This is a genomic window from Enterobacter sp. PL_is511 (genome assembly GCF_055816065.1).
On record NZ_JBVPGP010000024.1, the window covers coordinates 1573944 to 1595224 of the forward strand.

Genomic DNA, 21281 nt, shown 5'->3' on the forward strand with positions numbered 1-21281 from the left:
TATTGCAGCGCCGAGAGGCGCTGCTCGTTTTTACGCATATATGTTAATTAATCTCTTATTCCATTGGCTATGAGGTTAATTACAGGCATGATCGCTACACCATCTGCATAGAACAGATCAGAATTAGTGAATGAATAAACCTTGCCGGTGATTTTTACATTTACCGTGTTCCCATAAGCTGAAGCAGTAACATTACTTGTATTGGCTTCAAGGAATGGTGATCGATCTTCAAGGGCTTTCATAATGTTCCCGCTGTTGTCTTTATCTAAATAGAAGCGGTAAACATCCGACACCGTAGCGCCTCCATCATCATACTTAGTTATGTACAGTGTGACGGAATCAGAGAGTTTCTGTTTGCTGACAAAACTATCGTGAGAAGGTGCGTTAAAATAGTATTGATATGTCAGAAACCCACAAACAACGAGCAATAGAATCGTTGTGAGTAAGCAATGAAGCCGTTTAATAACCGTATTTCTTTGCATATTCTATACCTTGCCTTATCCAAAACTGATCGTGAGGATCATCCCCATAAGGCGGTTTTTGATACCAGTACCCCCATTTCTTTTTGGAGGTTTTAGCTCTTTCCTGCGCCCATCCAGCACCCATCAATAGCGTTTCTGATGGTATCCCGGCAGCATAGCCAGCCGAACCATAATTGAAGTTCCCAAAATTTGCTAACTCCGGGTGTCCTTGCTTGTAATCCCACGGCCCCTTATTTCTTACTTTTTGATAAAACCAAAGATAGGTCGTAGGGATAGCCATGTTTCTACTCATACCATGCGCTCTTGCAATCCTCATGTTTGCCAACACAAGTGCGATTCCTTCTTTAGGCAACAAAGGTATAACAGCCATATTAACCATCCATCCACTGTGGGTATTGGGTATGTGGCCGCGTATCGTACACTTTTGTGATGGTAAAAAAGATATCTGTTTCCAGAGAAATGACGGGAAAATATCCGACTAAGGTATTAATCGCATTAAAAATCAAAGAAATGTAGGCTGCGCCCGGCTAGGCCTACAGGCAAGCGTTGCACAATGTAGGCCGGGTAAGCGCAGCGCCACCCGGCAAGAAAGACGGCGCGTTTGTTTACTCCAGCGCCAGCAGCGCAAAGCTCGCCAGCCAGTGCCCGCCGCTATAGTGGCTGCCGACCACATGCCCGACACTTGCGGCCAGATGTTTCGTCACCGCCTCGCGCAATGCCGGTTGCGCCGGGTGGCTGGCTGGAAGCGCTTTCGCAATGTGCTTCATACACCACGCGCGGCTGAGGTTTAACCCGTCCAGATGGGCAATTTTCGGGTCGGTACGATCGCTCACTTCCGCCGGGTTCATCAGTGCCGTAACGGCGCCCACCTCCGGCAGAAACGCGTCAAACCAGGCCGGGAAGTCTTCAGCCACCTTGCTCATCAGCAGCGCCTCCGTCAGCGCGCCGGAAATATACTCGTCTCCGCCGGGCTCATAATGAGCCGGATAGCGCGTGTCGGCGAGATAAAACCGCTCCGCCGCTGCCACAATCGCCTGTTCAAGCGCCTTGTCTCCGACTGCGCGACCGTAATCGAGCGCCAGCGCGAGGGCAAACGCGGTGTTGTAGTGCGTCCCGACGCGGATCGGATAGGTGAGCTTACCGAGGTAATCCACCAGCCGGTTGCGAATATCCTGGGTGAGCGGCGCCAGCGTCTGGTACCAGCCCGCGGCCTGCGGCAGCGACGACTGCTTCAGCTCCTGGGCCAGCGCCAGCAGCCAGCCGTAGCCATACGGCCGCTCAAACGAGGCGCGGAACGGCGCGGTAAAATAGGCCAGCTCCTTCACCACGTTCTCTTCGGTCATGTGCTCGTCAAAAAGCGCGACGATCGCGTCCCGACACGGTAATTCTGGATAGAGGCGCACGCAGCGCAGCAGCAGCCAGTAACCGTGCACCGCCGAGTGCCAGTCAAAACAGCCGTAGAAAATGGGATGCAGTTCACGAGGCGGCAGAACGTCACCATCATCATTAAGCAGGTGCATGATGTGGTTCGGGTATTCCTGGCGCAAATAGGTCAAAGGCATGCGGGCAAACGCGTCGGCCTGATGTTGCGTTAATTCCATGACAGCTCCTTAGCGAAACACGAGGAAATACATTAAGAACACGTTCACCACCAGCAGGGTTAACGCGGTCGGGATCTGGATCTTGATCACCTGATATTTGTCTTTCAGCTCCAGCAGCGCGGCGGGAACGATATTGAAGTTCGCGGCCATCGGCGTCATCAGCGTGCCGCAGTAGCCTGCATACATGCCAATCGCCAGCAGCGGCGCAGGGTTGCCGTGATGCACGTTGATCAAAAACGGCAAGGCGATACCGGCACTTAATACCGGGAAGGCCGCAAAGGCGTTACCCATAATCATGGTAAACAGCGCCATACCCACGCAGTAAATCACCACCAGCATAAAGCGGCTATCCGGGTTCACAAACAGGCTCACCACCTTTTGTACCGAGTCGCCCGTGTTGGCCACCACGAACACGCCGCCGAGCATGGCCAGCATCTGCGGCAGGATCACCGCCCAGCCGATGGTATCGACAAGACGACGGGACTGACGAACGGCATGCAGCGGTGTGCCTTTGGTCAGCCACCAGCCGGTGAGGATCGCCGCGACGCAGGCCACGCACAGCGCCGCCAGGGTGAGCTGCTTCTGATCGAGCAGAAACACGCCGCCGACCGAAACGCCCTTCAGGAATAACGTGCCCAGCACCGTCACCACTGGGATCATCAGTGCGGGCAGGAACAGCAAGTTTTTAAGCCGGTTTGACGACGCGACGCGCTCCTCCTCGGTGGACATTTTATAGTGCCCTTTCCCGACGAGGCCAAACCCCGCCAGCAGCGCGATGGCGATAACGCCGCCGCCGATAATCCGGTACGCCAGCGATTTGCCGAGTTCCTGAACCATCAGATCGCCAAACAGGAAGATCCCGCCAAACAAGAACCAGAACAGCGCGGTGGTAAAGCGCTTCGGATTGGCGCGATCGCGCAGGGTCATCACAACCAGCAGCATCACGACAAAGCCAATCAGGTAGTACACGCGGTTGATGGTGATAAGCGTCATCATTGCGCGGCCTCCTGCGTACCCTGCTCTGCACGCCAGGCCATCACGTCGCGACGGATACTTGCATCGAGGCGCAGCAGGCGCGTCATATGAATAATCAATGCCGCAATGGCGGTGGGAATGGCCCAGAGGCCGATATGCAGCGGTTCAATGCCCTGAATACCATTCTCTTTCAGGAACGCGTCGATCAGCAGCACTGCCCCAAAGGCAATAAAGATATCTTCCCCAAAGAAAACCGCGATGTTGTCGCACGCGGCGGCATGGGCTTTGATTTTGTCGCGAATGTGCTGCGGCAGCTCGCCATATTCGTTCAGCGCCGCCCCTTCGGCCATCGGCGCCAGCAGCGGGCGCACCGTCTGCGCGTGACCGCCCAGCGACATCAGGCCCAGCGCGGCGGTGCCTTCCCGCGCGACAAAATAGAGCATCAGAATACGCGCTGAGGTGGCACTGGCGATCTTCGCCACCCAGGCCTGGGCGCGCTCTTTTAGCCCGTAATATTCCAGCAGACCAATCACCGGCAGGATCAGGATGAAGGTGGCCAGCGATCGGCTATTGACGAACTTCTCGCCAAAGGTCTCCAGCAGCATGCCGAAATCCATGCCGACCAGCAGACCCGTCGCCAGCCCCGCCACCACGACCACCAGCAGCGGGTTGAAGCGCAGTGCAAAACCAATAACCACGATCGGTATCCCGATCAGCGGCAACAGCGTAGTACCGTCCATAACGTTTACCCTATCGAAAGTGAGCGTTGCGCGCCGACGGCTATTTTTTTAATTTGCGGCGAGCGATGTTGTGTTTTGTTGGCAGGCTTCGCAAAACCTGCGCTAAAAAGCTATATCTGAACCTCAAAAACATGTAAACAAATTATCAATAAAATGTTCTTATTTTATCGATGAGTTTACATTTCTGGCTAAGGAACGTTATGACCTCAGAAAAGAGTGCTTCACCCGATCGCGACGATATCAACGATGGCCGGATCGTCTCTTCCCGACATCTGGTATCCGAGCGCTGCGCGGAGTTATCAGAGCTGGAATATGCGCTGATCATGACCAGCAACGCGTTCAACAAATGGATGGTGCGCTGCATGACGGCTGCCGGCGAGCCCGATATGGGCGCCTTTGACGTTTCGCTGCTGCATCACGTCAACCACCGCGACCGCAAGAAAAAGCTGGCCGATATCTGCTTCGTCCTCAACGTGGAAGATACCCACGTGGTGACCTATGCCCTGAAAAAGCTGGTCAAAGCAGGCTACGTGACGAGCGAGAAAGCGGGTAAAGAGCTTTTTTTCTCTACCACGGATGAAGGGAAAGCGCTGTGCATGAAATACCGGGACGTGCGGGAAGCGTGTCTGATTGCGATCCACGCGGAGAGCGGCATTGCCGGGAAGTCGATTGGCGAGACCGCGCAGCTGTTACGCACGATCTCCTCCCTGTATGACACCGCCGCCCGGGCGGCGGCGTCACTGTAATTAAGGTCGTCGGAACAGCGTAATGCTGCGACCGGCCAGTTCATATTCTACGGTTTCGGTGATCGCTGTCCCGGTGGCAGCATCATCCGCCGTAGACAGCTCCAGCACCCATCCCCCTTCGCCAAACTGCGGGATCTGGAACGGCACGGTGCCTTCAAACGGGTTGAACAGCATCAGCACGTCGTGCCAGATACCGTCCTCCTGCCGCAGATCCGGCCTGCTGATGGAGACCCCAAGCGTCGAGCCTTCATCCCACTGCTCGGCCTGCTGTGGACCGCCTCCGGCATTGAACCAGCGGATCTCCAGCCCGTCGCGCCAGCTCTCACGACGCAGCAGCGGCTGCTGCGCGCGCAGGGCAATCAACCGCCGGGTGAACTCGCGCAGCGCGGCGTCATTTTCTGACAGCCCTTTCCAGTCGATCCATGAGATCTCACTGTCCTGACAGTAGCCGTTATTGTTGCCCTTTTGCGAGCGGCCAAACTCGTCCCCGGCCAGCAGCATCGGCGTGCCGTGGGAGAACAGCAGCGTGGTCAGGAAATTACGCTTCTGCCGCTCCCGGGTGGCGATGATGTCCGAATTTTCGGTTGGCCCCTCCTCGCCGTAGTTGTACGAGCGGTTATCGTTATGCCCGTCGTTATTATCCTCGCCGTTGTCGGCATTATGCTTCTCGTTGTACGACACCAGGTCATTCAGCGTAAAGCCGTCGTGGGCGGTGATAAAGTTGACGCTGGCCCACGGGCGACGCCCACGCAAATCGTACAGATCGCCGGAGCCAAGAAGCCGCGCGGCAAAGTCCGTGGAGACGTTGTCCCCCTTCCAGTACTCGCGAACGGTGTCGCGGTATTTGTCGTTCCACTCCCCCCAGCCCGGCGGGAATCCGCCCACCTGATAGCCGCCGGGACCGATATCCCAGGGTTCACCAATCAGCTTGAGTCGGGATAAGACCGGATCCTGAGTCATGGCATCGAAGAAACCGCCGCGCGGGTCAAACCCTTCGGGCTCGCGGCCCAGAATCGTCCCCAGGTCGAAACGAAAACCGTCAATGTGCATCGATTCCGCCCAGTAGCGCAGGGAGTCCATCACCATCTGCAGCACGCGCGGATGCGAGGTGTTGACCGTATTTCCCGTCCCGGTGTCGTTGATGTAATACCGGTGCTGGTCCGGGAGCGTGCGGTAATAGCTGTAATTATCAATCCCCTTAAACGACAGCGTCGGGCCAAGCTCGTTCCCTTCCGCCGTGTGGTTGTACACCACGTCCAGAATCACCTCGATGCCTGCGTCATGATAGGCGCGCACCATATCGCGAAAGCCCTGAATCCCCGCCGGGCCGTAGTAGCGCGACGCCGGAGCAAAAAAGCCCAGCGTGTTATAGCCCCAGAAGTTCTTCAGGCCACGGTCAAGAAGATGCTGATCGTCCGGGAACCAGTGAACCGGCAGCAGCTCCACCGAGGTAATGCCCAGGCTTTTGATATAGTCGACCGAGGCTTTGTGTCCCATCCCTTCAAACGTGCCGCGCAGCTCGGGCGGAATGGCCGGGTTCATCTGGGTAAAGCCTTTCACATGGCTCTCATAAACAACGGTATGCGGCCAGGGCACGTTCGGCCGGTTGCTGTCCTGCCAGTCAAAGGCATTCGGGTCGATGACCCTGCCTTTCGGCGTGAACGGCGCGCTGTCCCGCGTGTCAAAGCTCAAATCCAGCTCGTCATGCCCCAGCTCATAGCCGAAATGGGCGTCGTTCCAGTCGATGTCACCCACCAGTTCGCGGGCGTAGGGGTCGATAAGCAGCTTATGCGGGTTGAAGCGATGACCGTTTTCAGGGTCGTAGGGGCCGTAGACGCGATAGCCATACAGCGCCCCCGGCTTCAGGTCGGGCACATAGCCGTGCCAGACCTCATGGGTATACTCCGGGAGCGTCAGCCGGGCGATTTCGGTTTTCCCGGACGGATCGAACAGACAGAGTTCCACCCGCTCAGCGTGAGCGGAGAACAGCGCGAAGTTAACGCCCTTCCCGTCATAATTCGCACCCAACTGCTGGCCATGACCGGCCCGAATTTCAAACGTTGTATCCTTTGCCATTTTCGTTCTCCACGATTATTCGCAGGTAAGCAGAACCAGTACACATCCCTTTTCTGACGTTAAATCCAGCGTTTCTTGCAGCATGCGGCTTTCGCCGCTGAACAGATCCCGATAGCGCTTCCCGGCCAGTTCGTCGGGTAACGCGACCGTGGTATTGACCCACAGCTGATGATTATCGGTGACGTCAAAAACCAGACGCGGCACGGCAACAATCAGCGCCTCGCCGTCCTTAACGCGCGCATAGACAATCAGGTTCTCCTCACGATCGCCGGTGACCTTAAGCGGCAGCCAGTCGCCATAGCGGAAAAGCGCGTCGTAGTGCGGTCGCAGCCGCAGCAGCGTGGCGGTAACGAACTGTTTGACCCTGCCGTCACGCCAGCATATCGGGTTGTCAAACACCCCGGCATCCGCCGCGCTGAGGTGCTGCACCAGGGCCGGAAAGTCCGGCTCCCGTCGGTTATCCGGGTCGACAAGGCTAAAATTAAGCGCCTCGCTGCCCTGATAGATATCCGGCACGCCGGGCGCCGTGAGCTTGATCACCGTCTGGCTGAGGCTGTTCATTAGCCCGGCGCGGATAAAGGGCTGCATCGCCTCGCTGAAATCGTGCAGGAACAGGGTGTTGTCCGGTGAAAGCAGGTGCCGTGCATAGCTCAACACCACGCTCTCATAGCTCTCGTTGCTGTCGATCCAGTCGGTGCGCTGCTTCGCCTCGCGCAGCGCTTTCTCAAGGAAGCCAAGGAAACGTTCTTCCAGTGATTTCAGCCCGTCGGCGTCGTCCGGTGACAGCGTGGCGGGCCAGACGCCCGCCAGCGCCTGGTAGATCATCCACGTATCGGCGGCGTTTGGCGCGGTACCGTCATTGAGAAAACGCACCTGGGTCTGGTTCATCTGCCGCCAGCGGGCCAGATTTTCTCCCCAGCGTTCCGGGGCTTCCGTCAGGGTATAAAGGCGCGCCCGGGAATCTTCCCCGCGCTTGGTATCGTGCGTGGAGGTGCCCAGCAGCGCGTCGGGCTGACGGGCCAGACGAATGCGCATCTCCTGGTGGAAGCGGGATAAGGAAAACGCGCGCGGGGTCGGGTCGGCACCGACTTCATTGAGCGCAAGCTCGAGGTTGTGGCGAAAGAACAGCGTGTCTTCAACGGATTTCGCCATCAGCGGCCCGGTGAGCTGCTGGAAGCGGGTCCTGAACAGCGCGGCGGTGTCGCAGCACGCTTCCGGCAGGTCGCCGGTAAGAATGCGCACGATCAGGCTGAGCGCCGCTTCCGACGTCTCCACGCTGGCAACCACGCGGTTAAGCAGCGCCACGTCCGTCTGGGTTAACCCCTCGCGAGTGCCATAGGTGCGGTAGACCGGAAACGCAATAAGCAGTTCGCGCAGCGCGTGGCGGATTTCCTCGCGCGGCAGCGCAACCTCATTGCGGCGTGCCAGATCCTCAGCAAGGTTCAGCAGCGTGGTGAATTCACCCTCAAAATTACGATCGGCCATCAGGCCTTTGGCATCGCGCAGTTCCGCGTGGCGATCGACCGTGATGCCCAGCGTCTCGTCGTGGATGGTCTCCAGACGCCCCAGGCTATCGTCGTCGACCAGCACTTCCGCCAGCGAGGCGATAAACTCGTAGCCGGTGGTACCGGATACCGGCCAGTCAGCGGGGAGCTGTTCCCCTTTGGCGAGAATCTTTTCGACCGTAATGTAGCAGTCGGGCCCGGTGGCCTGCCGCAGGTGCTGCAGATAGCCCAGCGGATCCGCCAGGCCGTCGACATGGTCAATGCGCAGGCCGTCCACCACGCCCGCGTGGACCAGCTCAAGGATCAGCCGGTGCGTGTCGTCGAAGACCGCATCATCTTCAACCCGAACGCCGACCAGCCCGGTGATCTCAAAGAAGCGCCGCCACGAGAGCTGCTTCGGCGCTTCCCGCCAGGACATCAGCCGCCAGCTTTGCGCGTCGTGCAGCTCGGCAATGCTCTTCTCCTCGCTGTACGTGCCGGGGTTGAGCGGATACTCGGCGTCGTAGTAGACCAGCGCGGCCTTTTTCGTGACAGGGTCACGTTTTAGCGTGATAGCTCCCTTCTCCAGCTCCGCCTCAAAGGTGTCGCCAAGAAACGGCAGCGTTAGCGGTCGCGACCCGTCGATATCGAAGTAGCGGAAATAGCGGCTCTGCTGGCCATATTCAATCACGTCCCGCCACCAGAGGTTTTCCAGCGAGGTGGACATATGGTTGGGGACTATGTCCAGAATCAACCCCATACCGGCCTGCTTAAGCGCGGCGGCCATGCGGTCAAACCCGTCTCGCCCGCCGATGGCGGGGTCGATTTCATTCGGGTTGGTTACGTCATAGCCGTGGGTGGACCCCGTCGTGGCAGTGAACACGGGCGATGCGTAAAGGTGGCTGATGCCGAGGTCCTTCAGATACGGCACCAGCGCCACAACGCGGTCGAACGTCATGCCGTTACGGAACTGAATTCGGTACGTGGCGGAAGGGATCATAACGATGCTTCTCCATTAGCAAAGCGAACGACAATACCGTTCGGGGGTAAAACGTCAGTGACCTCCGGCGAGGCAAAACGCGTCTCCCCCGCCATAGCGGGCAGCGCGACGGGCTTAATGCCGATATTCAGCGCCAGAGAGAGCGTCCCCGACGGAAAGCGCCAGCACACCGCTACCATGCCGGGCGCGGTCTTGAGCACATGGCCCTCAACGGCGCCGCACGGATGCAGAAGCGGAACGATATAGCGATGGCGCAGCGTCAGCAGGTGGCGCGTGTAGCGCAGCCACGTCTTGCCCTCGTCGGTGGCGACTTTATGCCAGTCGAGCTTTGAGCGGATAAACGTGTTCACGTCGTTCGGGTCCGGGACGGTTTCATCGTGCCCGGCATGACCGGTAAACTCTTTCGCGCGCCCTTCCCGCACCGCCTTTGCCAGTTCGCCGTGAAAGTCGGTGAAGAACAGGAACGGATGCGTTTCCCCAAACTCCTCGCCCATAAACAGCAGCGGGATATGCGGGGAGAGCAGCAGCGCGGCAAGCAGCACCCGCGTCTTGTCGGCACCCGCGAGGGAGAGAAGCCGCTCGCCCTGGGCGCGATTGCCGGTCTGATCGTGGTTTTGGATAAAATCGACGAAGAACTGCGGTGGCTGCGTGCGGCATTCCACCCCGCGAGACTCGCCGGTTTGCAGTGATACCTCGCCCTGGTAGACAAAGCCTTCCGCCAGCGCCCGGGCGAACTTTTTCTCCGGCTCAAAGGCAAAGTCCTGGTAGTAGGCGTGCGTCTCGCCGGTGGCAAATAAGTGGGCGGCGTTGTGGAAGTCATCGTTCCACTCGCCGGTAAACAGCGGCGCGTTGCCCTGTTCATCACGCGGATGCAGGAAAATCACGTTGCGGCTGTCTTCCGTGGTCAGGTGAACGTGACGGTGCGGAATGGCCTCGCGGATCCTGGTGGCAATCTCCTCGAGAATATGCGTGTCGGAGCCGTCTTTTATCTGGTCTATGGCATCAAACCGCAGGCCGTCAAGACGGTATTCCGTCAGCCAGTAGAGCGGCGCGTCGGTCATGTACTGCCTCACCGGCTCGCGCTCGTAGGCGATGCCGTTGCCCCACGGCGTCATCCGCTGTGCATCGAAAAACGCGGGCGACAGCAAAGGCAGATAGTTCCCCTCGGGGCCGAAGTGGTTAAGCACGATATCCAGCACCACCGAAAGCCCCAGCCCGTGCGCGGCGTCGATAAACGCGTGGAAATCCTCCGGCGTACCGTAGGCTGAGTGTGGGGCATATAGCAGCACACCGTCGTACCCCCAGCCGCGGGAACCGCCAAACTGAGAGACTGGCATCACTTCAAGCTGGGTAATCCCGAGTTCTGCCAGATACGGCAGCTTGTCGATGGCCGCCCGGAAGGTGCCCTCCGGGGTAAAGGTGCCCATGTGCAGTTCGTAAATGACCGTCTCTTCCCACGGACGCCCTGCCCAGTCGCGATTGACCGGCTGGTAGCGTCGGGGATCGATCACCACCGAGGGGCCGTTAACGTCGCCCTTTTGCGCCCGCGAGGCGGGATCGGGCACCGCCATGCCGTCCTGAAGAACAAACTGATATTCTGCACCGTGCGTGACGCCGGGGACGTCTGTCTGGAACCAGCCGTCGCCCGTTGCCGTCATCGGCACGTCGGCGGCGGCCAGACGTAGCGTAAGTTCTTTCTGTCCTTCTGCCCAGACGCGAAAACGTACAACGTCATCGGAAATAAACTCAGCACCCCACCGCTTTTGAAATGTCCTGAATTCCATTCATTGTCCTCGAATGACCCACATTTTACGCGGAACGAAGTACAAGCTTAGTTCAGGATTAAAAGTGTGTTAGCCCAGCGGATTTAACCGCTTCGTCTATTCTTTATGAAATAACTCACTACCGGGAAAATTATGCAGATTCGAAAAGGATTAAATACGGACCTCGTCCGTCTTGAATGTTGTGACTTTTCTTTCACCATTAGCCACATTGCGCGAGAGCCCTTTATCCATTGTGATTTGCATATCGAAGCCGTTGCCGAGCCCTGGATTAAAACCTACGAGCTCGACATCCAAACCCTTGAAAATCACTGCGTTAATCCGGACGCCATATTTCTTATCGCCGAAACGGATGACGGTGAAATAGCCGGATTTATTACCGCTTCAATTGGCTGGAATAAATTTATCTCAGTGGATTATATCGCCGTTGAGCGTACAAAACGCAGAACCGGCGCCGCACAAAAATTGATGGCCGCCGCCCACGTCTGGGCCCGCAGCGTAAACGCGCCGGGATTACGGCTTGAAACACAAAACGTGAACGTCTCTGCCTGTCTGTTTTACCGTCATTACGGATTCACCCTGGGCGGATACGACCGTTATCTCTACAACGCCTTACCGGAAAAAGACGAGGTCGCCCTATTCTGGTATTACATGCTGGTCTAGCAACGCAGCCTTCATATTTCTGTCATTGAATTTCATTACGCTTTCGGGATTTTAACCAGGGTGTTGAGGAAAAAAGCGTGAATTCAATGGCTAAGGCATTACTGCTGGCATTACCTGTTATGAGTGCAGCGGCAACCGCGACGGCTGCCGGGCGCGACCTGTGTGAACCGAAAGCGTACGAAATGGCGCTGCGCTATCAGCAGAAATCGGCAGAGATTATGGCCCTTCAGCTGCAAACCTATCGGTTTGCCACCGAGCGTTTCAACGAGAGGTTAAAGGATCTGAAAACGCCCGAAAATTACGCCGTGGTGATGGACCTCGACGAAACGGTGCTGGATAACACCCCTCTGCTGGTGCGCGATGCGGAGCAGTGTCACGACTATACACAATGGGACACCTGGAGCGACTGGGAGAAGCAGGGAAAACCCGGCTTAATCCCAGGGGCGAAAGCGTTTCTTGACCACGTGAATCAGAGCAAGGTCCGGATCTACTACGTTTCGGATCGTATGCAGGAAAATAAAGCCGACACGCTGAAGACGTTAAACGCTCTCGGCCTGCCGCAGGTGTCTGACGAAAGCGTGCTGCTGGATACGGTCAGCAAGGAAGAGCGCCGCCAGAGCATCCTCAAAAAGCAGCAGATCGTGATGCTGTTCGGCGACAGCCTGCCGGATTTCGCCGTGCAGTTTAAAAACAAAAAGCCGAGCGAGCAGCAGCGTGAGCTGGTTGAGGCCAGCGCCGAACACTTCGGCAACGACTGGATTGTGCTCCCTAATGCCGCTTATGGCGCCTGGTCCAAAGCCACGCTGGATAGCTGGAACGCACCGCTGAAAAAATAAGGTCTTACGGGCCGGAAAAGGCGTCCCCCGCCTTACCGGCCCTTCGGTTGACTATCCATCCCGTTTATAGGTCCTATCATTTCTGGGCAGGTTCTTATAATTTTACGAAGCAGTAAGATGAGTGCTTTCAAAGGAGACTCGTATGCTTACCGTGAAAAAACTTGCTCTTTCCACGCTGATTTCCAGTTCACTGCTTTTCTACCCTGCGCTGCAGGCCTCGGCAGAGACGCCCCAGCACGTCGTTAAACAACCGGCGGGCGGGTACAGCATTCAGGTTGGGGACATTCTGGTCACCTCGTTTACCGACGGAACCGTCGCGCAGGATCTGCACAAACTGCTGCGCAGGACAACGCCGCAAAACATTGATGCGCTGCTCGCGAAAAATTTCCAGACCAACCCGCCTGAGGTCTCCATCAACGCGTTCCTGATTGCGATGCCCGGACATAAAATTCTGGTGGATACCGGCTCGGGCCAGCTCTTTGGCCCCGGTAACGGCGGCCGTCTGATTGAGAGCCTCGCCACGCAGGGGATTAAACCCGAGGACATTACTGAAGTCCTGCTAACCCACGCCCACTCCGATCATGCCGGTGGCCTGGTGAAAGATGGCAAGGTGGTGTTCAGCAACGCGCGCGTTTTTGTTGGTAAACCGGATATCGACTTTTTCTTTAACGACGACAATCAGAAGAAAACCGGCTACGGCAAGAACTACTTTGACGTCGCGCAGAAGACCTTAAAGCCCTATCTTGACGCGGGGAAAGTGGTGCCGTTTAGCGGCACATCGGAGATTATCCCGGGGCTGACCGGCACGGTTCATCCCGGCCATACGCCGGGCTCAGCCTTCTACACGCTGACAAGCAAAGGCGAGAAGATCACCTTTGTCGGCGACATCATTCACGCCGCGGCGGTCCAGTTCCCGCAGCCTGCGGTGACCATCACCTACGATGAAGATCAGAACAAAGCGGCAAGCGTTCGCGAGCATGCGTTCGCTGACTTTGTGAAAAATAAAGATCTCATTGCCGCCCCGCACCTGCCTTTCCCGGGCATCGGCTATGTAACGAAAGGCGAGAACGGCGGCTATGCCTGGGTCCCTGTCACCTATACCAACCGGGACGCCAGCGGCGCGAAATAGAGCGATGACGCGGATATCTGACATGGACATAGACCTGCTCCTGACGCTGGACGCCCTGCTTCAGGACAGGAACATCACCCATGCTGCCGCGCGGCTGGGCATCAGCCAGCCCGCGCTGTCTGCCCGTCTCGCGCGTCTGCGCTCGCTGTTTGGCGAACCACTGTTCATTCCCTCCCCGCATGGACGCGGGGTATTACCCACGCCGCGAGCGGAAGCGCTCAAGCCGCAGGTGGCGAACGTACTGCGCGGCATCAGCGCGATGTTTGCCCCCACGGCATTTGATGCGCAAACCAGCAGCCGGACCTTTGTTATCGCGCTGCATGAGAACCCGGCGCTGATGCTCGGCACCGGACTGCTTAACCAGGTGAGAACCGATGCCCCCGGCATCCGCCTGCGCTTCGCCCTGCCGGAGATGGCTGACCTGCCGCAGCAGCTGGAAAACGGGGATGTGGACATCTACATCGGCGTGAGCGCGGGCGCTCATGACGGCTGGGTGAGGCGCAAACTCCTCGACGACGCGTTTGCCACCGCCCAGCGTAAAGGCCATCCGCGCGGAACAGGTCCGTTAGATCTGGAAAGCTACTGCGCGCTTTCCCATCTGGTGGTGTCGTCGGCGGGAGATCCGTTTACCGGCTTTATCGACCAAACCCTTGTCGGGCTGGGCTATCAGCGACACGTCGCCATGTCCACCCAGAGCTACGCCATGGCGCCACCGCTGGTTGCCGGTACCGACCTGGTCTGTACCCTGCCGGAACGGATGCTGCGACAGTTCGCCAGCACGCTGGATATTTTCCCACCGCCGCTGCCGCTCCAGCCAATTACCATCAACATGTACTGGCACCCGAAAAACAGCCAGGATCCGGCAAATGCCTGGCTGCGTGAACAGCTGCTGCGGGCCGCCGGACGTCAGGTGTGATCGAGGGTAACCAGAAACTTTTTAAGCACTTCTGAGCGAATAATCCGGTGGCAAACCAGGGTGAGTTCGCTCTCCCGCAGCCGGTCGAGAATGTCCACGTAAACCACATTCTCGACGCTCACCGCCCTTGCCGACACGGGCAGCAGCGCCAGCCCAAACCCTGCCGAAACCAGGCTTATCACCGTAGGCACGTCGGTCGCGTTTTGCACTACGTCCGGCTGAAAGCCCGCCACGCTGCAGGCGTCATAGAAATACTGTTCCAGCCCCATTCCCTCCGGGTCGCGCAGGGAGATCCATTTTTCGTCTTTCACCGACGAGAGCGTCAGCGCGGCGGACCCGGCCAGCGGATGCTGACGATACAGCGCCAGCACCGTTTTCTCCGAGGTGAACGGACGACTTTGCAGATCGTCCGGCAGCGACGGTAGCGGCGCGCGGATGATGGCCACATCCAGCTGGTTGCTCTGCACGGCGGCGTAGAGCGTCTGCACGTTTCCCGTCATCAGCGACATGGTAATGGCCGGCCAGCGGCTGTGCATCTGGCGAAGCGCGGCGGGTAGCCTGCCGTCGAACATCGCGCTCGACACGCATCCGAGGTTTAACACCCCCTGCTCGCCCCGTGCCGTTTGTCTGGCGTCCAGCACCGCCTGTTCGGTCAGCGAGATGGCAAGCCGGGCTTTCACGAGAAACGCTTCGCCCGCAGGCGTCAGGGTTAAGCGGCGGTTGGCCCGGCTGAAAAGCGTGACGCCTAAACGTTCTTCCAGGGCCTTAATCTGCTGGCTCAGCGCCGGTTGCGCCATGTTCAGACGCTCGGCGGCCCGGTGCATGTGGAGCTCTTCGGCAACGACGATGAAGTGGCGCATCTGACGAAACTGCACGAGACGCCTCCTTATATTGATATAAATTTACTTATCAATTTAACAGAAATGATGCAATTGATGCTATTGGTCATTGCCATAAAAATGGAGGTATTCAACCGAGGGAGGAAAATATGGAAAACAAGATTAAAGATCTCCGCAGCGCCATCGCCTTACTGCAGCGCCACGAAGGGCAGTATCTTGAAACCGATCGTCCGGTCGATCCCAACGCGGAGCTGGCGGGCGTCTATCGCCATATCGGCGCAGGCGGCACGGTCAAACGCCCAACCCGCACGGGCCCGGCCATGATGTTCAACAGCATTAAGGGCTATCCGCACTCCCGCATTCTGGTGGGCATGCACGCCAGCCGCGAGCGCGCGGCGCTTCTGTTAGGCTGCGAGCCCTCTGAACTGGCAAAACACGTCGGCCAGGCGGTGAAAAAGCCGGTTGCGCCGGTTGTCGTTCCGGCCACACAGGCCCCCTGTCAGGAGCAGGTCTTCTACGCTGACGATCCTGACTTCGACCTGCGCAGGCTGCTTCCGGCCCCGACTAACACGCCGATTGATGCTGGCCCGTTCTTCTGTCTGGGGCTGGTGCTGGCAAGCGATCCGGAAGACAGCTCGCTGACGGATGTCACCATCCACCGCCTCTGCGTGCAGGAGCGCGACGAGCTTTCCATGTTCCTTGCCGCCGGGCGCCACATCGAAGTGTTCCGCAAAAAGGCGGAAGATGCCGGAAAACCGCTGCCGGTGACGATCAACATGGGACTCGACCCCGCCATCTATATCGGCGCGTGCTTTGAGGCCCCCACCACGCCATTTGGTTATAACGAGCTGGGCGTCGCCGGGGCGCTGCGCCAGCAGCCGGTTGAGCTGGTGCAGGGCGTGGCGGTCAAAGAGAAAGCCATCGCGCGGGCGGAGATCATCATCGAAGGCGAACTGCTTCCGGGCGTGCGCGTGAGAGAGGATCAGCACACCAACACCGGCCACGCGATGCCGGAGTTCCCGGGCTACTGCGGCGAGGCGAATCCCTCCCTGCCGGTGATCAAAGTGAAAGCCGTGACTATGCGAAACCACGCCATCCTGCAGACGCTGGTGGGGCCGGGGGAAGAACATACCACACTGGCCGGATTGCCGACCGAGGCCAGCATCCGCAATGCCATTGAGGAGGCGATTCCGGGCTTCCTGCAAAACGTCTATGCCCATACCGCGGGCGGCGGCAAGTTCCTCGGAATATTGCAGGTGAAAAAACGCCAGCCGTCAGACGAAGGACGTCAGGGCCAGGCGGCGCTTATCGCCTTAGCCACCTATTCGGAGCTGAAGAACATTATTCTTGTCGACGAAGACGTGGATATTTTCGACAGCGACGACATCCTGTGGGCAATGACGACGCGCATGCAGGGTGATGTGAGCATCACCAATATTCCGGGGATCCGCGGCCACCAGCTGGATCCGTCCCAGTCGCCGGATTACAGCACCTCGATTCGCGGCAACGGCATTTCCTGCAAGACGATCTTCGACTGCACGGTGCCGTGGGCGCTGAAGGACCGCTTCGAGCGCGCGCCGTTTATGGAGGTGGATCCGCGTCCGTGGGCGCCGGAGCTGTTTGCCGCTAAAAAATAGAGAAAATCACGCGCGTATGGCCCACAGGTCATACGCTTATTTTCTTTTCAAGCGTGGCGATATTTTCACCCGCCACGCGTTTCACAGTGAAACGATCGACGCTCAGCAAAATGAGCATCAGCCCCCTGCCGCTCTCCAGCAGCGGCGACATTTCGCAGAAACGGTCTCGCCTGGCGGCCTCAAGCCGCTCCTGCGGGAACGCGTCACCCGCGTCGTTAAAAACAACGCAGACATCATTGCCGCGGACGTCGAACTGGACGCGAAAGGCGCGCGAGTTATCCTCGTGAAGCGCGTAGCGGATGATATTCGTCGCCACTTCACAGGCGGCGAGATCGAAGGCGAAACGCCACTCATCATCGACGGGAAGCGCGCTCAACCTGTCGCCAAGCCAGCCGGACAGCGGCGTCAGGGACGCGATCGCCGCCGGAAATTCAGCCTGATCCGGCCTCTGCATCTACTGCCCCAGTTGCGCAAGCGCGCTATGTTTATCCGGATAGATGCGGAAGATGCGATCCATTCGGGTCAGGGTGAACATGTTCATGATCCCGGGGTTCAGGGAGCACAGCGCCATTTCGCCTTTCCCGTTCATCAGCTTGAACAACGACACCAGCATCCCCAGCCCGCTGCTGTCGATAAAATCCACTTTGCTAAAGTCGACGATTAAGGCTTTACGATCGCTGCCAATTTCCTCCGTCACGGACGCTTTAAACGTCGCGGCAATGGACGCATCCAGCCGCCGAACTGCGGGGGTGAGAATATTGGCATGTGGTAATCGTTCGGTGTTAATAATCATTCTGTTCTCCCTGACGCTCAATCACGAGCAGTGACACGTCATCGGTTAAGGCGATGGGTTCATCACGATTTGCATTGCGCCAGTCGGTCAGGTGGTCACCAAACCGCGGCAGGAGCTGGTCAACCGGGAGCCGGGCATGCTCATGAAGCCAGCGTTCGAGACGCTGCGGGCCAAACTGCTCGCCGCTGACGTTCTCACACTCCGTAATACCGTCACTGAATAAGCATAAGCGATCCCCCGGATTGAGGGTAAACGCGACGTCCTCCCAGCTCAGGTCTGGGATCAGCCCGACCGGCGGGCCGCCATCGCCCACGGACGTGACTTCGCTGTCTGCGTTCACAATGACGGGAGTGGGATGTCCTGCCTGGCACAGCAACCCCTGCCCAGTTTCTGGATCGATCACGCCGTAAATGAGCGTGAAATAACTGGTGATGTCGCTCTCTTCACTGCAAAAGCGGCTGTTCAACATCCTGACGACCTCCGCGGGTGACTGAATGCCGCCCTCATCGGTAAACAGGAAGCGGTCCACCACCCGGCCATGTAAAAACTGGCGAGCCACCGCGAGGGACATCATCGCGGCCCCCACGCCGTGACCCGAGACATCAACGCAATAGAATCCCAAATGGGAATCCAGCGGAAAGATATTGAACACATCGCCCGAGACCCAGGCTGACGGTAGGAAAAGCCAGTCGGAGAAGTAGTCGCCGTAGCGTAAGCGGTGTGAAGGCAGCACCGAGTGCTGAACGCGTGCCGCCAGTTCAAGATCTTTTTCAATCTGATGCAAGGCTTCACTCAGGCGCTTGTTGTGCGCCGCGAGGGTCGCTTCCAGCGTCAAAATACGGACCCCGGCGTGAAGCCGCGCCCGGAGTTCAGCCTGTTCAACGGGTTTACTCAAAAAATCATCCGCCCCGGCATCAAACCCCTGCGTCACGTCCCCGGCATTCTCGCGGGCCGTCAACAGGATGATATACACATAGTGGCCAAACTGACGGTTACGGATCGTCTGACAGAGCGTAAGTCCGTCCATTTCCGGCATTTCCCAGTCGCTTATCACCATGCTAACCGGCTGACTGGACAAGATTTCCAGCGCGGCGACGCCATTTTCCGCCTCGCTCACGAGATACCCCCACTGGGTGAGCATCCGGGAAAGTAGACGACGATAAATCAGCGAATCCTCAACAATTAACACGTGCAGAGCCGACATGTATCCCTCCTATAGCGGTAAGAACCAGATGAGGCTCACGGTCCCTTCCCTGAATTTTGCGTTACCGTTGCCGTGCCCCGGATAGCGCGTCCCCGCATAGTTAGCGTACTGAACAGAGAACGATCCCGGCGTATAGCCCGCGTAGCCAAAGCTGTAGCTGTAATCGCCGTTCCAGGGCTGCTGCTGGCTGCTGTCCGGAAACCAGAATGCCGTCGCACGAACGAAGAAATGTTGTTTGAAGGTGTAGCCGCAGCCGCCCAGCATGACGTTTTTATTTTTGCGGATGTCATCGCTGCTGAGGTCGTAGTAGCGCGGCACCCAGCTGTACCCGACCTGGCAAATGATGGAATCCCCTTTATTAATCAGGAGCGTGTTTTCGACCGGTTTCGGTAGCGAAAACTTGTAGGCCAGCGTGAAGGCGCCCTGTTCGAAATAGGTATGTCTCCGGCTGCCTGACGTCCAGAAGTGGTTTTCACCGTAGTTACCGTAAACCAGGCTGAACGTATTGGCGTGCCAGTCATCATAGCCGAAGCTGTAGCGAAAATCGGCGGTATAGCGGGTGGTATCTCTGACCGGCAACCGGGAGGTAATGTTGGCAAACCAGAAGCTGTACGGGGAATACTGCAGACTAAGGTTGAGCGTCTGGTTTATTTTTTTCTCCTGCGCGGCGCTGTCAGAGCTATTTGGCACGCTCACCAGCTGCTCTTTCAGCCCCGAACTGAAGCTCAGAGCCCCAGAAAATTTCTTGTCATTTCCCGAGAACAAACGCCCCCACCGGCTGGTAAAAACGCCTGCCTGAACGGGTTCACCGTTCTTATCGCGCAGGGTTTCTTTATCATTGCTTTGTGCCGCCTCTGCGGCGGGGATCGCGGCGAGCAGCACGCCCGCCAGAAGCCATTTTTCGCGCATAACCGCCATCCTTAGTTAGGTATCCAGCGTGCGCCGACGTCGTATTTTGCCATCAGCCACAAAATACCCAGTGCCGCCGCATGCACTAACGTGTTCTCTATCCAGGCGTGACGCCATAAGTCGAAGGTGATGAACTGGCTCACCAGCAGCACCACGTACACATGCAAAATAAAGGTATAGAGCGAGTGCTGGCCTAGCGGGATCAGGAACCATCCCAGCAGGCGGTTGAGCGGCGTCCAGCAATACGTCAGCACCAGGTAGACGGTAACCATCAGAGCGATATCGTTTAGCACCCTCACCGGGCCCAGCCCGTTCTTCGCCGCCCAGGTGTGATAAAAAGTATTGAAGCTGTCAGGCGGGATGACGTGCATAAGTAGCGCGGGCGGCATAAACGGGTTGGTATGGTTCTGGGCGACAAATCCCAGCACCAGCGACACCATGACCAGCCCCACTACCACCCCTTTCCCCGGAGGCGTCCGGGCGAAAGAGAGCAGTTCGGCTTTATACCAGCCGCTGGCCATCCCCAGCACAAAGATGAACTGCCAGGCCAGCAGCGGAAAGGCAAATTCGAACTCCGACGGGGTCAGCCGAAGCGGCCACCGCTGCCACAGGCCGTACACCAGCAGCGACAGCCCTAACAGCCACCAGACTTTCCCTTTCTGCAACATCCCTAAAAAAAGGGGGCTAAAGAGCAGCAAAAAGATATACAGTCCCAGAATTTGCGTCTGATGGGGGCCGATCTGCAAATAGAGAATAATGTTGAACCAGGTCTCTTTAATCTGCGGCGTAACAGGATAAAGCGACCAGCTTTGCCCCGAAAAACGGTCGGTAAAATGGGTAACCTCGAAAATATTAATATGTGGGATATAGGCCAGAAGAATAAATGACACTATGACAATGATATTTACGCGATATATTTTCCACGCCCTGAGATAAAGCCCCCAGGAAACCGTGAGTAAAACCACTTTTTGCAGACGCGCGCGATTCAGCATTCCCAGCATAAACCCCGAGAGAATAACAAACCCTTCAGCACCTGTGGTCAACCCGAAGCGCTCCCAGGAGAATATATTAAATACCGACATTACCTCCGTATGCGCCACGACCATCATGACGAGGGCAATGCCGCGCATAAAGTCAATTCTCAGATCCCGGGCACCTGCAACAGCATAACGCCATGCTATTGATTTAGCGGCATCTTCTTGCGCGATGGACGGCGCAACATGGCTCATAGGGTGTCCTTTGCCTGAAAACGAACATTAAGGTCTAAATAAAGTAGATAGCCTAAAGGAATAGTAACTGCAATTTATCGGCGACAGATGAAACATATTAAGCAGAATTAAAGCTGAATTAACCCCTGCTACATATTAATAAAAACGCGGCTGGACACTTTTATTGGGCGTTCTACACTTATCTTAAATCTTGTTTAATCGCTATTTTCTTTCTCTTTTGGGCAACTGTCTGCGCAGCAGA

20 protein-coding genes are annotated in these 21281 nt (G+C 57.4%); 6 read left to right on the forward strand and 14 right to left on the reverse strand.

Going from position 1 to position 21281, the window contains the following annotated elements:
- Positions 1 to 47: 47 nt before the first annotated feature.
- From AC0TN7_RS23130 to AC0TN7_RS23150, 5 genes are all read right to left on the reverse strand, one after another.
- Positions 48 to 482 (reverse strand): hypothetical protein, encoded by a 435-nt coding sequence (locus AC0TN7_RS23130; protein ID WP_048958227.1) that lies wholly within the window; start codon positions 480 to 482, stop codon positions 48 to 50.
- Positions 460 to 852, reverse strand: coding sequence for a polymorphic toxin type 44 domain-containing protein (locus AC0TN7_RS23135; protein ID WP_333041857.1), 393 nt, complete (start codon positions 850 to 852; stop codon positions 460 to 462). Before AC0TN7_RS23135 ends, AC0TN7_RS23130 begins: the two co-directional genes overlap by 23 nt.
- A gap of 235 nt (positions 853 to 1087) precedes the next feature.
- A complete protein-coding gene (locus AC0TN7_RS23140) occupies positions 1088 to 2083 on the reverse strand; it encodes a DUF2891 domain-containing protein (RefSeq protein ID WP_473702495.1) in 996 nt (331 codons plus the stop codon).
- A gap of 9 nt (positions 2084 to 2092) precedes the next feature.
- The gene (locus AC0TN7_RS23145; protein ID WP_063621664.1) at positions 2093 to 3079 is read right to left on the reverse strand and encodes a DUF979 domain-containing protein; all 987 of its coding nucleotides are present in this window, start codon (positions 3077 to 3079) and stop codon (positions 2093 to 2095) included.
- Positions 3076 to 3798 carry a DUF969 domain-containing protein gene (locus AC0TN7_RS23150; protein ID WP_008501655.1) on the reverse strand — a complete coding sequence of 241 codons (723 nt, stop codon included), beginning with the start codon at positions 3796 to 3798 and terminating at the stop codon, positions 3076 to 3078. Before AC0TN7_RS23150 ends, AC0TN7_RS23145 begins: the two co-directional genes overlap by 4 nt.
- A 200-nt stretch (positions 3799 to 3998) precedes the next feature.
- Between AC0TN7_RS23150 and AC0TN7_RS23155 the strand changes: the two genes are divergently transcribed.
- Positions 3999 to 4544: a winged helix DNA-binding protein gene (locus AC0TN7_RS23155; protein WP_417927415.1), complete on the forward strand. Its 546-nt coding sequence runs from the start codon at positions 3999 to 4001 to the stop codon at positions 4542 to 4544.
- Here AC0TN7_RS23155 and glgX read toward each other — a convergent pair whose 3' ends face one another.
- Genes glgX through treZ form a run of 3 tightly spaced genes read right to left on the reverse strand, consistent with a single transcriptional unit; the run spans position 4545 to position 10888 of the window.
- Positions 4545 to 6620: a glycogen debranching protein GlgX gene (gene glgX, locus AC0TN7_RS23160; RefSeq protein ID WP_473702496.1), complete on the reverse strand. Its 2076-nt coding sequence runs from the start codon at positions 6618 to 6620 to the stop codon at positions 4545 to 4547.
- 15 nt (positions 6621 to 6635) lie between these two features.
- Entirely contained in the window at positions 6636 to 9104 is a 2469-nt protein-coding gene (treY, locus tag AC0TN7_RS23165; protein WP_473702497.1) for a malto-oligosyltrehalose synthase, read from the reverse strand.
- Complete coding sequence (gene treZ, locus AC0TN7_RS23170; protein WP_473702498.1) at positions 9101 to 10888, reverse strand: malto-oligosyltrehalose trehalohydrolase; 1788 nt, start codon at positions 10886 to 10888, stop codon at positions 9101 to 9103. The genes treY and treZ overlap by 4 nt, the downstream gene beginning before the upstream one ends.
- Before the next feature lie 132 nt (positions 10889 to 11020).
- Here treZ and AC0TN7_RS23175 point away from each other — a divergent pair, with 132 nt between their 5' ends.
- The 4 genes from AC0TN7_RS23175 to AC0TN7_RS23190 all read left to right on the forward strand — a co-directional run bounded on the left by AC0TN7_RS23175 (position 11021) and on the right by AC0TN7_RS23190 (position 14429).
- The gene (locus AC0TN7_RS23175; RefSeq protein WP_061715103.1) at positions 11021 to 11548 is read left to right on the forward strand and encodes a GNAT family N-acetyltransferase; all 528 of its coding nucleotides are present in this window, start codon (positions 11021 to 11023) and stop codon (positions 11546 to 11548) included.
- 86 nt (positions 11549 to 11634) lie between these two features.
- A complete protein-coding gene (locus AC0TN7_RS23180) occupies positions 11635 to 12384 on the forward strand; it encodes a 5'-nucleotidase, lipoprotein e(P4) family (RefSeq protein ID WP_473702532.1) in 750 nt (249 codons plus the stop codon).
- Positions 12385 to 12526: 142 nt separating this feature from the next.
- A complete protein-coding gene (locus AC0TN7_RS23185) occupies positions 12527 to 13513 on the forward strand; it encodes an MBL fold metallo-hydrolase (RefSeq protein ID WP_417927420.1) in 987 nt (328 codons plus the stop codon).
- A 4-nt stretch (positions 13514 to 13517) separates the two neighbouring features.
- Complete coding sequence (locus tag AC0TN7_RS23190) at positions 13518 to 14429, forward strand: LysR family transcriptional regulator (protein WP_473702499.1); 912 nt, start codon at positions 13518 to 13520, stop codon at positions 14427 to 14429.
- Here AC0TN7_RS23190 and AC0TN7_RS23195 read toward each other — a convergent pair.
- Entirely contained in the window at positions 14420 to 15304 is an 885-nt protein-coding gene (locus AC0TN7_RS23195) for a LysR substrate-binding domain-containing protein (RefSeq protein WP_473702500.1), read from the reverse strand. The two genes, AC0TN7_RS23190 and AC0TN7_RS23195, sit on opposite strands and share 10 nt — an antisense overlap.
- 113 nt (positions 15305 to 15417) lie before the next feature.
- On the opposite strand from AC0TN7_RS23195, the gene AC0TN7_RS23200 reads away from it, so the two are divergent.
- Positions 15418 to 16905 carry a UbiD family decarboxylase gene (locus tag AC0TN7_RS23200; RefSeq protein ID WP_473702501.1) on the forward strand — a complete coding sequence of 496 codons (1488 nt, stop codon included), beginning with the start codon at positions 15418 to 15420 and terminating at the stop codon, positions 16903 to 16905.
- A gap of 28 nt (positions 16906 to 16933) precedes the next feature.
- On the opposite strand, the gene AC0TN7_RS23205 is transcribed toward AC0TN7_RS23200, so the two are convergent.
- Genes AC0TN7_RS23205 through opgC form a run of 5 tightly spaced genes read right to left on the reverse strand, consistent with a single transcriptional unit; the run spans position 16934 to position 21040 of the window.
- Positions 16934 to 17359: an ATP-binding protein gene (locus AC0TN7_RS23205; protein WP_473702502.1), complete on the reverse strand. Its 426-nt coding sequence runs from the start codon at positions 17357 to 17359 to the stop codon at positions 16934 to 16936.
- A complete protein-coding gene (locus AC0TN7_RS23210; protein ID WP_196352235.1) occupies positions 17360 to 17698 on the reverse strand; it encodes an STAS domain-containing protein in 339 nt (112 codons plus the stop codon).
- Entirely contained in the window at positions 17688 to 18902 is a 1215-nt protein-coding gene (locus AC0TN7_RS23215) for a PP2C family protein-serine/threonine phosphatase (RefSeq protein ID WP_473702503.1), read from the reverse strand. The genes AC0TN7_RS23210 and AC0TN7_RS23215 overlap by 11 nt, the downstream gene beginning before the upstream one ends.
- Before the next feature lie 9 nt (positions 18903 to 18911).
- Entirely contained in the window at positions 18912 to 19811 is a 900-nt protein-coding gene (locus AC0TN7_RS23220; RefSeq protein ID WP_463726725.1) for a hypothetical protein, read from the reverse strand.
- Positions 19812 to 19822: 11 nt separating this feature from the next.
- A complete protein-coding gene (opgC, locus tag AC0TN7_RS23225; RefSeq protein ID WP_473702504.1) occupies positions 19823 to 21040 on the reverse strand; it encodes an OpgC domain-containing protein in 1218 nt (405 codons plus the stop codon).
- Positions 21041 to 21281 lie beyond the last annotated feature (241 nt).

What these genes read in the sequence shown, in the direction of transcription:
- AC0TN7_RS23205 (WP_473702502.1), bottom strand. Translation starts at nt 17,359, where the DNA reads ATGCAGAGGCCGGATCAGGCTGAATTTCCGGCGGCGATCGCGTCCCTG.
- AC0TN7_RS23180 (WP_473702532.1), top strand. Translation starts at nt 11,635, where the DNA reads ATGGCTAAGGCATTACTGCTGGCATTACCTGTTATGAGTGCAGCGGCA.
- AC0TN7_RS23130 (WP_048958227.1), bottom strand. Translation starts at nt 482, where the DNA reads ATGCAAAGAAATACGGTTATTAAACGGCTTCATTGCTTACTCACAACG.
- AC0TN7_RS23145 (WP_063621664.1), bottom strand. Translation starts at nt 3,079, where the DNA reads ATGATGACGCTTATCACCATCAACCGCGTGTACTACCTGATTGGCTTT.
- AC0TN7_RS23155 (WP_417927415.1), top strand. Translation starts at nt 3,999, where the DNA reads ATGACCTCAGAAAAGAGTGCTTCACCCGATCGCGACGATATCAACGAT.
- AC0TN7_RS23200 (WP_473702501.1), top strand. Translation starts at nt 15,418, where the DNA reads ATGGAAAACAAGATTAAAGATCTCCGCAGCGCCATCGCCTTACTGCAG.
- treY (WP_473702497.1), bottom strand. Translation starts at nt 9,104, where the DNA reads ATGATCCCTTCCGCCACGTACCGAATTCAGTTCCGTAACGGCATGACG.
- opgC (WP_473702504.1), bottom strand. Translation starts at nt 21,040, where the DNA reads ATGAGCCATGTTGCGCCGTCCATCGCGCAAGAAGATGCCGCTAAATCA.
- AC0TN7_RS23150 (WP_008501655.1), bottom strand. Translation starts at nt 3,798, where the DNA reads ATGGACGGTACTACGCTGTTGCCGCTGATCGGGATACCGATCGTGGTT.
- AC0TN7_RS23135 (WP_333041857.1), bottom strand. Translation starts at nt 852, where the DNA reads ATGGCTGTTATACCTTTGTTGCCTAAAGAAGGAATCGCACTTGTGTTG.
- treZ (WP_473702498.1), bottom strand. Translation starts at nt 10,888, where the DNA reads ATGGAATTCAGGACATTTCAAAAGCGGTGGGGTGCTGAGTTTATTTCC.
- AC0TN7_RS23175 (WP_061715103.1), top strand. Translation starts at nt 11,021, where the DNA reads ATGCAGATTCGAAAAGGATTAAATACGGACCTCGTCCGTCTTGAATGT.
- AC0TN7_RS23190 (WP_473702499.1), top strand. Translation starts at nt 13,518, where the DNA reads ATGACGCGGATATCTGACATGGACATAGACCTGCTCCTGACGCTGGAC.
- glgX (WP_473702496.1), bottom strand. Translation starts at nt 6,620, where the DNA reads ATGGCAAAGGATACAACGTTTGAAATTCGGGCCGGTCATGGCCAGCAG.
- AC0TN7_RS23210 (WP_196352235.1), bottom strand. Translation starts at nt 17,698, where the DNA reads ATGATTATTAACACCGAACGATTACCACATGCCAATATTCTCACCCCC.
- AC0TN7_RS23185 (WP_417927420.1), top strand. Translation starts at nt 12,527, where the DNA reads ATGCTTACCGTGAAAAAACTTGCTCTTTCCACGCTGATTTCCAGTTCA.
- AC0TN7_RS23215 (WP_473702503.1), bottom strand. Translation starts at nt 18,902, where the DNA reads ATGTCGGCTCTGCACGTGTTAATTGTTGAGGATTCGCTGATTTATCGT.
- AC0TN7_RS23220 (WP_463726725.1), bottom strand. Translation starts at nt 19,811, where the DNA reads ATGCGCGAAAAATGGCTTCTGGCGGGCGTGCTGCTCGCCGCGATCCCC.
- AC0TN7_RS23140 (WP_473702495.1), bottom strand. Translation starts at nt 2,083, where the DNA reads ATGGAATTAACGCAACATCAGGCCGACGCGTTTGCCCGCATGCCTTTG.